General features: G+C 65.3%; 9 protein-coding genes. 8 read left to right on the forward strand and 1 reads right to left on the reverse strand.

Features of this window, described 5'->3' with window-relative positions:
* Positions 1-21: 21 nt before the first annotated feature.
* The 8 genes from lysS (at position 22) to IEY21_RS02815 (ending at position 12,649) form a co-directional block, all read left to right on the forward strand.
* A complete protein-coding gene (gene lysS, locus IEY21_RS02780) occupies positions 22-1,209 on the forward strand; it encodes a homocitrate synthase (protein ID WP_188901136.1) in 1,188 nt (395 codons plus the stop codon).
* A gap of 44 nt (positions 1,210-1,253) precedes the next feature.
* Entirely contained in the window at positions 1,254-2,084 is an 831-nt protein-coding gene (locus IEY21_RS02785) for a PhzF family phenazine biosynthesis protein (protein ID WP_188901138.1), read from the forward strand.
* Positions 2,085-2,179: 95 nt separating this feature from the next.
* A complete protein-coding gene (gene rlmN / locus IEY21_RS02790) occupies positions 2,180-3,229 on the forward strand; it encodes a dual-specificity RNA methyltransferase RlmN (protein WP_188901140.1) in 1,050 nt (349 codons plus the stop codon).
* A gap of 99 nt (positions 3,230-3,328) precedes the next feature.
* A complete protein-coding gene (locus IEY21_RS02795) occupies positions 3,329-5,005 on the forward strand; it encodes a tetratricopeptide repeat protein (RefSeq protein ID WP_308424809.1) in 1,677 nt (558 codons plus the stop codon).
* Positions 5,006-5,391: 386 nt separating this feature from the next.
* Entirely contained in the window at positions 5,392-6,543 is a 1,152-nt protein-coding gene (locus tag IEY21_RS02800) for an SPOR domain-containing protein (protein WP_188901143.1), read from the forward strand.
* Positions 6,543-7,256, forward strand: coding sequence for a redox-sensing transcriptional repressor Rex (locus IEY21_RS02805; protein ID WP_188901145.1), 714 nt, complete (start codon positions 6,543-6,545; stop codon positions 7,254-7,256). Before IEY21_RS02800 ends, IEY21_RS02805 begins: the two co-directional genes overlap by 1 nt.
* Before the next feature lie 311 nt (positions 7,257-7,567).
* The gene (locus IEY21_RS02810) at positions 7,568-8,218 is read left to right on the forward strand and encodes a hypothetical protein (protein ID WP_188901147.1); all 651 of its coding nucleotides are present in this window, start codon (positions 7,568-7,570) and stop codon (positions 8,216-8,218) included.
* Positions 8,219-12,649 carry a beta strand repeat-containing protein gene (locus tag IEY21_RS02815; protein WP_188901149.1) on the forward strand — a complete coding sequence of 1,477 codons (4,431 nt, stop codon included), beginning with the start codon at positions 8,219-8,221 and terminating at the stop codon, positions 12,647-12,649.
* A gap of 56 nt (positions 12,650-12,705) precedes the next feature.
* Here IEY21_RS02815 and cpdB read toward each other — a convergent pair whose 3' ends face one another.
* A complete protein-coding gene (gene cpdB, locus IEY21_RS02820; protein ID WP_188901387.1) occupies positions 12,706-14,601 on the reverse strand; it encodes a 2',3'-cyclic-nucleotide 2'-phosphodiesterase in 1,896 nt (631 codons plus the stop codon).
* Positions 14,602-14,752 lie beyond the last annotated feature (151 nt).

The following is a 14,752-nucleotide window of genomic DNA, read 5'->3' on the forward strand; positions in this document are numbered from 1 at the left end:
ATGCCGGCACGAGAGGCCCCCATGACCCAGGACATCCCCGCCGACGCCCCCACCATCAGCCCGCCCATTCCCGCCCACTCCTGGGCCATCATCGATTCCACCCTGCGGGAGGGCGAGCAGTTTGCACGCGGCAACTTCAAGAGCGGCGACAAGATCGAGATTGCCCGGGCGCTCGACGCTTTCGGAGCCGAGTACATCGAGCTGACCACCCCGATGGTCAGTTCCCAAACCGCCGCCGATATCCGCCAGCTGGCTGGGCTGGGGCTGAAGGCCAAGCTCCTCACGCACGTGCGCTGCCACATGGATGATGTGCAGCGGGCGGTAGACACCGGCGTGGACGGTCTGGACCTGCTGTTCGGAACATCGAGCTTCCTGCGCGAGTTCTCGCACGGCAAGAACATTGGGCAGATCATCGAGTCGGCCCAGACGGTGATCGGCTGGATCAAGACCAACCATCCGGACCTGGAACTGCGCTTCTCCGCCGAGGACACCTTCCGCAGCGAGGAAAGCGACCTGATGGCGGTGTACCGCGCCGTCTCCGATCTGGGCGTTCACCGGGTCGGTCTGGCAGACACGGTGGGGGTGGCGACGCCGAGGCAGGTCTACGCCCTGGTGCGCGAGGTCCGCAACGTCATTCACGCCGAATGTGGCATCGAGTTCCACGGCCACAACGACACCGGCTGCGCGGTCAGCAACGCCTACGAGGCCATCGAGGCGGGGGCCACCCACATCGACACGACCATTCTGGGCATCGGCGAGCGCAACGGCATCACGCCGCTGGGGGGCTTTCTGGCCCGCATGTTCACCTTCGATCCTCAGGGACTGGTGGACAAGTACAACCTGGAAATGTTGCCGCAGCTCGACAACATGATTGCCCGCATGGTGGGGCTGCCCATTCCCTGGAACAACTACCTGACCGGCGAATTCGCCTACAACCACAAGGCCGGCATGCATCTCAAGGCCATCTACCTGAATCCGGGTGCGTACGAGGCCATTCCGCCCGGCGCGTTTGGCGTGGGCCGGCGCATCCAGGCGGGCAGCAAGGTTACCGGCAAGCACGCGATCGCCTACAAGGCCCGCGAGCTGGGCCTGCACTACGGCGAGGACGCCCTGCGCCGCGTCACCGACCACATCAAGGCCCTGGCCGAGAACGATGATCTGGACGACGCACACCTGGAAGAGTTGCTGCGCGAATGGGTCAGCGCGTAACGCGCAGCGGAGTGTCGGGGGACGAGGCCAGTCAGAATCAGGACATGACCGTGTTCCGCCTGGCCGCCCGCTACCGTGTCCTCGCCGCGCAGGGGGAGGGCGGCAAGGCCGTCGCCGTCTTTGCTGGTCCGGAGGGTCCTGATGTGGGAGGCGACCTGCAGGCCCGGGCAGCACAGGCCGGGGCCCCCCTGAGCGTGTTCATACAGTCCGTCAGCCCGTCCGAAGTCTCTCTGCGGGTCTTCACCCCACAAAAGGAGAAGGGCAGTTCGGACAGCGCAGCCATTGCGGCCCTGACGCACCTGCGCCCGCACCTGCTGGACGTGGCCGAGGTTCATATGGGCGGAGAGACCCTGCCCGCCCAGCTGTGCGGCGGCGAGTGGCTGCTGCGTCAGGGAGTGCCAGAGGTCGCCGAGGTAAAGGTGGCCGGGACAAGTGCCGATCTCTCCGCCCCCCTCGGCCTGACGCCGGAGCGGATCTGGACGGCCAGCCTGGGCCGCCCCAACCTGGTGGTCGAGGTGGGCAGTCTCGCCGCGCTGGACGCCTTCATGCCCGACGCACAGGCAGTCTCGGCACTGGGCCGCGCCACCGGCACGACCGGGCTGATCGTGTTCACGCCGGGCGGGCCCGGGCACGCGGACCTGAGCTTCCGGGCGTTTGGTCCCCTGAAAGGATTTCTGGAAGACGCCGCGAGCAGCAACATGCTCGCCTGCACGGTGGGAGCGCTGGGACGGCTGGGCCGCCTGCCCGACGACACCCACCTGTTGAAGGCAGCGCAGCGAAAACCGGGGCAACCTGCGCGGCTGACCGTTCAGTTTGCCGGAATGGCCGAGGGCAGCGAGGTCTGGGTGGGCGGAGCCGCCGTTCCACTGAGCTGAGCTGTCCCACTGACCTGAACTGTGCCCCACCTCTGAACAGAGGAGAACAGTTCGCCGTCACCTTGCCGGCTGCGCGCAGGCCCTAAACTACCCGGATGCAGCTTCTTCTCGACCTTCACCCCGATTCCTACCCGCTGGAGGGTTTCCGGCGCACCCAGTTGCTGGAATGGGTGTACGTGCAGGGGGTGGGAAGCTTCGAAGCCATGACCAACCTTCCGGGGCCGGCCCGCGCTGAACTCGCGCAGCAGTATCACCTCAATCCGTTCCGCGAGATCGAGACGGTACGCAGCCATGACGGCAGCGTCAAGTACCTGTTCACCCTGCACGACGGACGGCAGATGGAAGCGGTCTACATGCCGTACCTGGACCGCAAGACGGTGTGCGTGTCCACCATGGTGGGCTGCCCCGCCCGGTGTTCCTTCTGCGCCACCGGCGCGATGGGCTTCGGGCGCAACCTGACGCCCGGCGAGATCGTGGGGCAGGTGCTCGCCGTGGCCGGAGGTGAGGGGCTGGCCCCCCGCGAACTGCGCAATCTGGTGTTCATGGGCATGGGCGAGGCGATGCTGAACTACGACAACACCATGCAAGCGGCCCGCATCCTGCTGCACCCGCAGGCGCTGGGCATGAGCAAACGCCGCATCACCCTGTCGACCGTGGGCATTGCGCGCGGCATTCAGCGGCTGGCCACCGAGGATGATCTGGGCCTCAAGCTGGCGATCAGCCTGCACGCTCCCGACGAGGAGACCCGCCAGCGCATCATTCCGACCGGAGCGGCCAACTCGATTGCCGAGATCATGGCGGCGGCGCGCGAGTATCAGGGAGTGACCGGGCGGCGCATCACCTTCGAATACACCATGCTGCGCGGCATCAACGACCATCCGTGGCAGGCTGAGCTGCTCGCGGACCTGCTGCGCGGGCTGGTCAGCCACGTCAACCTGATTCCCATGAATCCCTGGGATGGCTCAGGCTTCCAGAGCAGCACCGAGGCCGACATCCAGACCTTCTACGATCTGCTGGAAGCGCGCGGCGTGGACGTCAGCGTGCGCCGCTCGCGCGGCAAGGATGCGGGCGCGGCGTGCGGCCAGCTCGCGCTGAAACGGCCCGGAGCGGTGACCGGCGGCATCCCCAGCGGCGCGGCCTCCTGAAGAGGGTGCGGCTCCGACCCCATTTACAGTAAGGGTTCAGGAAGACAGCGCCCGCTACCCTGGATGCGATTCTCGACCCGCATCTCAGGAGGCTTTCAGGTGAAGCATTACAAACGTTCCTTGCTTATCGGGCTGATGGGCCTCGCCAGCGGCAGTTCGGCCCAGACCATGATGGAGACCGTCACGTCCGTCGGCATTCAGAACACCCTGCAGTCGGCCGCCATGCCCAGCCTCAAGGTGCCGGCCCTGCCTCCGCGGCCCACGCCCGAACAGGCAGCGGGCCAGTCCGCCCAGACTCCGGCTGCGCCCACGTCCGGCAGCGTGGCGACGCCGGTCCCTACCCCGGCCCCTGCCACGCCCACCCCCCGCATGCCTGTCACTCCACTCACCGCCGAGCAGCAGGAGCGGCTGGGGCAGGCCCGCAGCGCCTTCCAGGCCGGCCAGTACGTTCCGGCCCGTGACGCCTTTGAGGCCCTGGTGGCCCAGAACTACACCAATCCCGAACCGCACTTCGGTCTGGCCCTGGCGCTGTTCGCCCTGAACAACGACAAGGGCGCGGCCTTCGAGCTCGGGCAGTTCATGACGCTGGCCCCGGACCGCTACGAGGGACCGTACAACCTGGGCGTGCTCGCCGGCCGCCGGGGAGACCACGAGCAGGCGCTGCAACTGTATACACAGGCGGCGGGCCTGATGGCCGGGCAGGCCTCTGCTGCGGAACAGCGGCAGGTGCTTGAAGCCCTGGCCGCCGAGCAGACCCGTAAGCAGGACTACGCCGCGCTGAGCACCACCCTGGCCGCCGTCGCCGCGCTGGCCCCCAACGATCTGGAGGTGACCTACCGGCTGGCTCAGGCCCGCACGCTGGCCGGTCAGGGAACGCTGGCCCTGCCGGGCGTGTACGCGCTGCTTCAGCGCGACGGCTCGCGGCTAGACGCGGCGCTGCTCCTCGCCGACATCTATGTGGCGCAGGACCTGCCGGACCGGGCCGCGCGTGAGCTGGACGCCGCCGTGCTGCGGGCGGGCAACGGCACGGCCCGTTCGGCGCTGCTGCTGCGCAAGGCCGAGATTCTGGCGGCGGGCGGCGATACCCGCGCGGCCCTCAGCGCCGCCGAGGACGCTGCCCGTGAGGACCAGCGCAACGCCGCCGCCTTCGCCCACATCGGCGAGTGGCGGGCCGCCCGCAACGACCGCGCCGGCGCCCTGAGTGCGTACATCAGCGCCGTCAAGCTGGACCCCAAAAATGCCGGGTACCGCACCGATCTGGCCGCCGTGCGCCTGAACCTGGGCCGCTACGCCGAGGCCGCCAACGACACACTGCTCACCCTCAAACTGCGCCCGGACGAGACCATCCTGACCCGCGCGCTGTTCATCCAGGGGGTGGCGGCCTACCGCCAGGGCCAGTACGCCCGCGCCGTCACCGCCCTGAAATCCAGCCAGACCCGCCGTCCCGACGCCGAGACTGCCCTGTGGCTGGGCCTCAGCGCCTATGCCCGCCAGGACTACCCGGCGGCGGCCGACGCCCTGACCGAGAGCGTCCGGCTGAGCCCCACGCCCACCGCCCGCCTGAACCTGGCCTCGGCCCTGCTTGCCAGCGCCCGTTACCCGGAAGCCGAGGCCGTGCTGCGCGGTCTGGTTACCGAGGACCCCAAGGCGGCCGAGGCGTGGTACATGCTTGGTCTGGCCCAGCGCTCGCAGCGGCATGAGGAGGATGCCCGGCAGTCCCTGAAAACCGCGGCCAACCTGGGCAGCTCCAAGGCCAGGGAAGCACTCAAACAGTAGCTGGTCTGTATATGGGTGGCGGGGTATCAATGCCCCGCCGCCCGCTGTCGTCTGCATTTAGCCTGAGGCCACCGCCCACCCACGGGAAAGCCACTCACAGGAAAGGCAGACGCTCTGTCCCCCGCTCATACGCTTTTTTGTAAGCTGAAGCGCGGCATTCTGCAGGGTCCCCGTGTAGCGGGGCCGGCCACCATTTTCAGGGGGCGCGGATGCCGGACTTTTCAGGAGGGTTTTATGCGGGCAAACACACCGGGCCAGGGCCTTTTCAATCGGGCCGCAGACAGCACAGGCGGCATTCAACGGAGCGCAACACACGGCCGGAGCCTTCTGCCGGCACAGCAACGCACTGTCCAGACGACGGCTCCTTATGCCTCACGGAGTGGCCGATGAGCAAACCGGCCTCTTCTCCCCGCCGCTGGCCCGACCTGCTGATTGCGGTATTGGTGGTGGTTCTGCTCGGCGGCTTTGCGGCCCTGCTGCTGCAACAAAACCGCTTGGCCACGGCCAGCCCGCCTGCCGTGCCCACGGCCCCCGGCACGACCGGAGACACCTCCCCGGCTGCGGACACCACCGCGACCGCCCCGCTGCCAGATGCGGCAACCCCGGACACCACGGCCTCCGAACCGGCGGCTGCCGACACCACCGCTCCTGACACCGCCAGTGTTCCGGCAGCTCCCACGATCACCCCCGCCGCGCCCAGCACGGCCCAGACGCCGGACAGCGCGGCTCCCGCGCCGAGCGCCACGTCCGGTGGCGAGACGGCCAGCGACGTCACGCTGGCTCCCGCACCGGCGCCAGACACCGCCGGAACCACGGAAGCTCCCGTGATCACCGCCACGCCGGTGGTCCCCGAGGCGGCTGCGACGGATACCCCCGCCGCCGACACGACCAGCACCGACGCGACGGCTGCCGACGGTCAGACTCCGGCCAGCGATACCACCACCGCCGCGCCTGCTCCCCGCAGCGGCGGCGCCGTGGCCACCAGCGAAAGCCGGGTCCCGCTGCGCAGCGATTACCGCATCAGCCTGGGCACCTTCGGCAGCGAGGGCACTGCCCTCAGCCGCACGGCTCCGGTCAGCTCGCTGGGATACACGGTCTATCCCATTGACGTGGGTGAACAGGTGGTGGCGCAGATTGGCCCCTTCGCCGACGAGGCCACCGCCCGGCAGGCGCTCAGCGACGTGCAGCGGGCGTATCCCGGCGCGCTGCTGTACCCGCCGCGCAACCGTCCGGCCAGCAGCACGCCGGCCCCCACTGCCACCCCAGCGCCGGCGACCTCCACTCCTTCCACCCCGGTGCCCGCTGCGGCGGCCCCAGCCCCCAACGGTCCGGTCTACCTGCAGGTCGGGGCCTTCGACCGGGTCGAGAGCGCGCAGAAGCTGGTCGAGCAGCTGCGTGACCTGGGCTACGTGCCCACCGTGAACGCCCCCGAGGGACGTAAGGTGACGGTGGCGGTAGGGCCCTACACCGGCGACGCCCTCACCCGCACCGAGAACCGGCTGGACGCCAACAACCTGGATCACTTCCGGGTGCGCTGATGTCCGAGATCCCCACCGCCGCCATCAGCCGGCTGGTCACCTACCTGCGCATTCTGGAACAGCTTGAAGGGCAGGAGATCGCCCGCACCAGCAGCACCGATCTGGCCGAGCGCGCGGGGGTAAGCGCCTTCCAGGTCCGCAAGGATCTGGCTTATTTTGGGCGCTTCGGAACGCGGGGCATGGGGTACACCGTGGCCCTGCTCAAGCGGGAACTGGTGCGTGTGCTGGGCCTCAACCAGACCTGGAACGTCGTCATCGTCGGCGTGGGCCGGCTGGGACAGGCCATCGCCAACTATCCGGGGGCCAGCGATTACCAGTTTCAGTACGTGGGCCTGTTCGATGTCAGTCCCGAGCTGGTGGGGCGGCAGGTGCGGCAATTGACGGTGCGCCACATAGACGAGCTCAAGGACTTCGTGCGGGACAACAAGGTGGACATGGGGTTTCTGGCCGTGCCACCCGAGCGTGCCCAGGACGCCGCGCAGGCGCTGGTGGACGCCGGGGTACGCGGCATCCTGAACTTTGCTCCGGTGGTCATCGGGCCGCGTCTGCCCGAAGGCCGCCCCTCTGAGGGCAGTGGACAGCAAGAAATTGGTGATGAATGGCGTGCTGTAATCGTCGAGAACGTCGATTTCCTGGCTGGGATGAAGCGGCTCGCCTTCTACATCCGCAATCCCCTCTTGAAAGACCCCACTGGTCCAGAAACCCCCGCTTAGGCAAGCAAGCACCTCAATTCCTCGGTGTTTGTCTGCAAGGTGATGCTCCCCTTCCAGCCGTACATCTTTGCAACACCCAGAACGCCGCACCCCTCCTGTCTGCAATCAGGGCGTGCGGCGTCCTTATACGTTCCTCGGGCAATGGTCGGTTTCAGGCTGGAGCCGCTTGGCTGATGCGAACTTTCAGCAAGAAAGTGGTAATGAATGCCGTGCTGTAATCGCCGGGAACGTCGGTTTTCTGGCCAGCACAAAGCAGCTGGCCTTCTACAGGCTCCACTGTTCAGTGAAAGATCCGTCCCGGAGGACCCCGCATGAAGAAACTCTCCCTACTCGCCCTCCCCCTTATTCTTGCAGCGTGCGGTGAAACCGGTGTGAATGTCGGTCAGGGCTTCGGCATGACGGCCGCTCTGAATGGCACTGAAGTCAGTGCCGACGTCGTCAACGTCTATTCGAAAAATGCTGACGGAACACGCGGCGCGTACGTAGGCAGTGAGGTCAAGGCATACAAGTCTACTCAGGGCAACCTGAACTTCCAGGTGCAGGCCGCCAGCCTGGGACTGACGATCACCTCGGCCAAGATCGTGTACACGGATGCATCCGGTACTCCATTTGCCGCACCATCCAACGTCTTCAACATCTCTATGATCCTTAAAGTTCCCGAAGGGTACGTCTGCCCCAGTAACGCTGCAAGCTGCACCTACACCGATAAAACAGCCACGCCAGTCACGTTTGGCGAGCCGGGTGCAAACCTGTATCTGCTAAGCGAACAGGCCGCTATTGCTGCCGCTGACAGCTGCGTGGATGGCTCCGCGGCCCTTGCGCCCGGTCAGGGGGGCTGTGCTGAAGTCCGCATGAACATCACCCTGAGCGGCCAGGACACCCTCGGCACCATCCGTACCGTCACCATTCCCCAGGCACAGGTCCGCGTTTACATCGCCACCGTTACCGAAGAGGTCCGCTGAATGAAAATTGTTCCCCGCAACCCCATTCTTCTCCTTCTGACCGGAACCCTCGTCGCCTGTGGTGGCGGCAGCACCCCCAGCACCCCTGGGAACAACGCGCCCACTGTGAATATTAAGGCCGGTGGCCGCGCCATTACCCCTGATACCTATCTGCCCAGCCGCGGCCGCCTGGACGTCAGCGTCTCCGACCCGGATATCGGCGGCAGCATCAAGAAGGTCAGCTATTCCATTGACAATGGTGCCAAGATCGAATTGACCCCTGCGGCGTCCATTACACTCCCTCTTCCGGCCCTGACCGGCGGACAGCATGAGGTGGCCGTGGAAGCCACGGACAACGCCGGCGCCGTGACGACCATTAAGGCCCCCTTCCTCATTGACGCAGCCGCACCCACCCTGAACACCATGAATCTGAACGGCCAAGTTGCTGCAGAGACCGCCACCTTGACCGTCGGTGACGCCGCTCTGCTCAGCGTTACGGCGCAGGATACCCGCGGCGATACCGAGAATACCCCCGGTCCCGTGATCATCCGTGTGCTGGAAAGTGGCACGCTCGTCAAATCCGTCAGTGGCAGCACCATGACAGTGGACCTGACCAAAGCGCCCAGCAACACGGCCCGCACTGCCGGAACTGTAATCTTCACCGTTGAAGCGCAAGACAGCGTAGGCTTCGTGACCAGCCGCAACATTGCCGTGACCTTCAATGCCGCCAGCACTGGCGACAACGGAGGCGTGACCGCGCCCACCTTCACGTGGCTGAGCCCCGCCAGCGACTTCGTGAAAGGAGGTGGCAGCGTCACTCTGCGGGCCACCGCCACCCGCAACGGCCAGGACCTGAGCAGCCAGATCATCTACACCGCCACCTGCGGCACCATCGCTGGGAACATCTGGACCCTGGGGGCCGACTGCGCCGATGGCAGCAAGCAGAGCGTCACCGCCACCGTCACCGACGGCGGCCGCAGCTTCAGCAGCCCTGCCAAGGTCATCACGGTGGACGCCAGCGACCCCACCGTGCAGATCATCAGCCCCCAGCAGGGCCAGAGCTTCACGCAGAATCCCATCAAGATCAGCGTCACCGGTACCGACGCCGTCAGCGGATTGGACCGCATTCTCGTGGAAGCGAGCAAGGACGGCATCAGCTACACGCAGGTGGGGGTCGTCACGGCGGCCAGCGGCGACGTTACCTGGGCCCCCATGAGCGGCACGTACACCCTGCGCGCCACCGCTACCGACAAGACCGGCCGCACCAGCACCACCACCCTGAGCGGCATCAAGGTCAACCTGACCAGCAGTGACGCGACACCCCCCACCGGGAATATCAATGCTCCTGCTGGCGACATCAAAGGCCAAGTTGCGCTGACGGTGACGGCCTTCGACACCACGACCGTCACAGATGCGGCCAGTGGCGTTGCCACGGTTAGCCTGTACATTGATGGTCTGCTGAGCGGAACCCAGACCACCGGGGTAAACAGGACATACACTTTCCCGACCGACACCACCAAGCTCAGCGAAGGGAATCACGTGGTCAAGGCAGTGATCACCGATAACGCCGGGAACACGTTCACGACCTCCGAAGCGATTGTACGCGTGAACAACGCTGCCCCCACCGTCACCATCAGCAACCCCGCCAATGGCGCGCTGCTGGGCAGCACCAGCGACGCTACCGTGAAAGCAACGGCAACCGACACGACTCCCAGCGACACCGTCACACGGGAGTACAGCGTTGACGGCAGCGCATTCACGGCCACCGTGCCCACCCTGCCCAAGACGGACGGCACACACACTGTCACGGTGCGCGCCACCGACACAGCTGGCAACACCGGCACCGCCACCTCCACCTACACGTACGACGGCACCGCCCCGACCGTGCAGATCACCAGCCCCACCCAGGGCCAGATGTTCACCAGCACCCCGGTGACCATCAACGTGATCGGCCAGGACAGTGGCACTGGCGTCGCCAGCGTCAAGGTGTACGCGAACGACGGCAGTGGCGAAGAACTGATTGGTACGCTCGGCGGAAACGGCAGCGTCACCTGGTTCCCCCGCAAGACGGACGGTACCCCTTACATCATCACAGCGCGAGCCACCGACCGGGCCGGTAACGCCAGCGCCGACGCAACTGTGAGCGGCGTAAAGGTTCAGACGGCGAGCACCGTGACCATCGCCAACGATCCGAGCATCACGGTGCCCAGCGCGAATCCCAAGGGCGCCAAGTTCACCGATTCCGGCCTTGCCTACGTTCGCGGTCCTCTGGTGGTCAGCGCCACGGCCACCACCACCGCCCCCAGCTTCAGTCTGGCTGACCTGCAGGTTGACGGTCAGACGCGCAGCAGTCTCACGGCACCTGCTGCTCAGCCGACATTCAACTTCGACTTCGACACGTTGAACGAGGGCCTGCACGACGTCGGTGTTCGCTTCACTGACTCGCTGGGCACGGTGGGTATTGCCAAAACCACCGTGTTCGTCGACAAGACCGCGCCCGTCATCACCTGGAATACCCCCAGCCTGACAAAGGCAGCCGTCGACCTGAACGCCACGGCAATTGACGCCGCCTCAAGCGCCAATGTGACCATCCCAGTCACGTATAGCGAGAACGGGAAATCCGTCGCAGGCCCGATTACCGGCGACGGTCAGCACACTGTGACTGCCAACGCTGTCGATAACGTCGGCAACGTCGGCACCCGCACCGTGACCTTCACGATCGACTCCACAGACCCGGATATCGTTCCAGCCCTCCCGGATGACCAGACCAATCCACAGCAGTTCACCACTGCGCCCATCACGTTGGCGGCCACGGCTACGGACGCAACCACCAGCGTCACGAGCATCGAGGTGCTCGTGGGCTTGCAGGGCCAGACACTCACGACCCTCGGTCGGCAGAACGGATCTTCATACAGCGCCGTGTTCACCCCATCAGTCGCTGGCGACTACACCGTGCAGTACATCGCCCGTGACGCAGCAGGCAACAGCAGCACCGTCAAGCGGAACTTCCGGTACTCCGCACCCGTCGAGAAGGCTCCAGATCCCAAGCTCTCCGTAGTTGGAGGCGCACCCTACAGCGGCAACATGAGTGTGAACGTCTCGGGGAACTATGACAGCCTGAGTCAGGTTGACCGGACGATTCTGCAGATCACGGATGCCAAGGGAATCATCGATAATTCGACATACGTGACCACACAGTCACAGGCGACCTTCAGCATTGACACGACAAAACTGGCCAACGGGATTGCCAAACTGTCCCTGATCGCGTACACGAAGTCAGGTCTCCGGAGCATCAGCCCAGTGACTGAAGCTGAAATCAAGAACGTCCTCAAACCTGTCCTGGCGATTGCGGCACCCTCTGACGGAGCTGCGGTCACCACGCCCAGCGTGCCGGTCAGGGTCACGCTGACCCGGAGCGGCGACACGAACTTTACCTTCACGCCCGCCACTGTCAACGTCGATCTCATGGATTACCGCGGTCAGCTCATCCAGCAGAAAGTCGTTTCCTGCGCTGCGAGCGTTGACGCCGCCACCTATACCTGTGACACCACCTTCGACATTGCCAGCCTGCCTGCCGATACCTACACCGTGCGCGCTTCTGCTCAGGTAACTGTCGAGGGGACGGTCCAGCCCCTGAGCGTCATCAGTCGCTTCACCTCGAACACGGTCAGCGTGAATCCGCCCGCTGCGACCATCAGCTTCCCCACTGCGGTCACCCTGACCGGCGGCACCCGTGTTCCGGCCAGGATCGACAGCGGTTCGGGCTTCTTCGCCACCGTCAGTGATAACACCAGCATTCAGTACGTCGAGGCGCGGATCGTGGGGCCTTACGCTGAAGGGAACATCGAGACGGACGGCACCCGCCAGTGCCAGGCCAGCGGAAGCATCGTCAGTGGCGAGAGTGAGCTCAATATCCTTGTGTTGAACATTCCCGGTGCGGCCCTGCTGCCTTACCAGACCCAGGATGTCTTCGTTCCGAAACTCGATATTGACGGCTCCACCTACGTGCCGGACAGCAAGACTGGGCAACGTTACGATCTGCGCGTGACCACGGCCGATGCGGAGGGCAACCGGAATATTCAGTGCGTTCCGGTCAAAGTGGAACGCGGCCTGACGCGTCCCGGATACACGGTTTCCACGTCCACCAGCCCGGATGCGCCCAGCCCGACACCGGGTGAACTGACCTTCACCAGTGGCGTCTGGACGCTGAACAACGTACCGGCGAACTCCCGCGTAATTGCGGTGTACTTCGCCAACGGCAAGCAGGTGGGCACCGACTTCTTCGCGAAGACATCCGGGGCACCCATCAGAGTGTCGCAGAATTTCTCGGATGTCGGCACCTACTCGGTTTCCTGGTTGATCGAGGACATGTCGACGACGGCGGGTGGCTCTACGGGCGTGGTGACCAGTCAGTCCGGCGGCTTCATCAACGTGGCCCGTAACCCGAAATAACACCTCAGCAGAAGCGCTCCCCACCCAAAAGGTGGGGAGCGCTTCTGCTATCCGTATCAGAACTTGATGGTGTACTCCGCAAAGCCGTCGTCACGCGTCTTGAGGAGCGTGGCTCCAGCCGGAGCAAATTTCTGGGCGTTGGGGCTGCTGACGTACAGCAGCGTGGCGCCGGGGATGGGCGTCAGCTTCCAGTTTTTGTCGGCGGTGGGGTTCACCGTCTTCTGTTCGGTGAAGTAGGCGATCAGGGCCTGACGGGTCTCGTCGGGCGATTCCAGAACAATGTTCTTGCCGTTCAGGCCGGGGAACTTGCCGCCGCCGCTGGCACGGTAGTTGTTGGTGGCCACAATAAACTTCTGGTTGGGATCGATGGGCTTGCCGCCGTACATCAGGTTCTTGATGCGGTGGGCGTCCGGGTTGGCAAGCTTGGCGTCCTTGTCGTAACGGCTGGGCTGCGTCACGTCGATCTCATAGGTCACGCCGTCGATCACGTCGAAGTTGTAGGTGGGGAAGGAATCATCCACCAGCAGCTGCGGCTCGGTCTTGGCCGGGTCGATCTGCTTAAACTGCCCTGCGCTGCGCTCCAGCCATTCCTGCACCTGCGCCCCCGTGACCTCCACGGCCTGCACGGTGTTGGGGTACACGTACAGGTCCGCGACGTTCTTGATCGCCAGCGTTCCGGCAGGAATGTCGGTGTAGTAACTCGCCCCGCCGCGGCCACCGGCCTTGAACGGCGCGGCGGCGCTCAGCACCGGCAGGTCCTTGTACTGGGTGCCGGCCAGCGCGGCCTTGACGTAGGCGGCCTGGGCATTGCTCACCAGCTGCACGCTGGGGTCGTCCTGCACCAGTGCCCAGTAGGAGTTGATGGGGGTCGCGAGGTCGGCCACCTTGCCGCGCACGTAGGCCAGCGTGCCCTCGTGGGCTGCCTTGACCGCCGCCGCAATGGCGGGGTCCGGCGTGACCAGGCTCTTCTTGGCGGCCTTGTCCCAGATGGGACGCACGGCGGCCTTGCTGCTGGCGATTTTCCAGGTGTTGCCCCGGCGCTCCAGCGTCAGGTCCACAATGCCCAGATCATTGCCCCAGAATCCGGCCATGACCACCGGCTTGCCGTTGATGGTGCCGTTCGTGATGTCCGCACCGGGAATGTCCTTGTAGACCGGGCCAGGGAATTCCTGGTGGCTGTGGCCGCTGAGCACCACGTCGATGCCGTCCACCTTGGTCAGCTCGGTGGCCACGTTCTCCTGTCCCGGCTGGTAGTCGGCGGCGATGCCGGAGTGGGCCACGGCCACGATGATGTCCGCGCCGCGCGCCTTCATCTCGGGCACGAACTTGCGGGCGGTTTCCACGATGTCGCGGGTGGTGACCTTGCCCTCCAGGTTGGCCTTGTCCCACTGCATGATCTGGGGGGGCAGCAGACCGATCATGCCCACGTTGATGTAGTACGGACGACCGTAGGTGTCGTACATCAGCTTGCGCTGAATGACGTACGGCGTGAAGGCATTCTTATCGTTGTCGGGGTTGCTGTCGCCGTCATTCAGATAGACGTTGGCGCTCACGATGGGCATGGGCGCGGCCGCCACCACCTGCCTCAGGAACGGCAGGCCGTAGTTGAACTCGTGGTTGCCCAAGTTTGCCGCGTCGTACTTCAGCAGCGCCATCGCCGCGTGCAGCGGGTGGACCTGTCCCGGCTCCAGCGGCTTGACCTTCGCCACGTAGTCGCCCAGCGGCGTGCCCTGAATCAGGTCACCGTTGTCGTAGAGCAGCGTGTTGCGCTTTTCCTCGCGGGCCTGCTTGATCAGGGTGGCGGTGTACTCCAGACCGAACTCGCCGGTGGGCTTGTCCTGGTAGTAGTCGTACCCCAGCGCATTGGTGTGCAGGTCGGTGGTTTCCAGAATCCGCAGGTTGACCGTCTGGGCGCCCGCCGAGCCCAGACCGCCCAGCAACAGGGCTGCCATTAAAGCCAGAGAATTGTGTTTATTCACGCCCTGTAGGATACTGCGTTGCGTCAGGGAAATGTCTGGGAGGCAGGAGGGGAAGGGGGCACAGGAGGGGGGCGGAAGCGGGCAATAAGGAGCTTCCCCCTTCCCCGCGGTGGCCCCTGCCCCA

This window comes from Deinococcus aerophilus (genome assembly GCF_014647075.1).
Classification (GTDB): domain Bacteria; phylum Deinococcota; class Deinococci; order Deinococcales; family Deinococcaceae; genus Deinococcus; species Deinococcus aerophilus.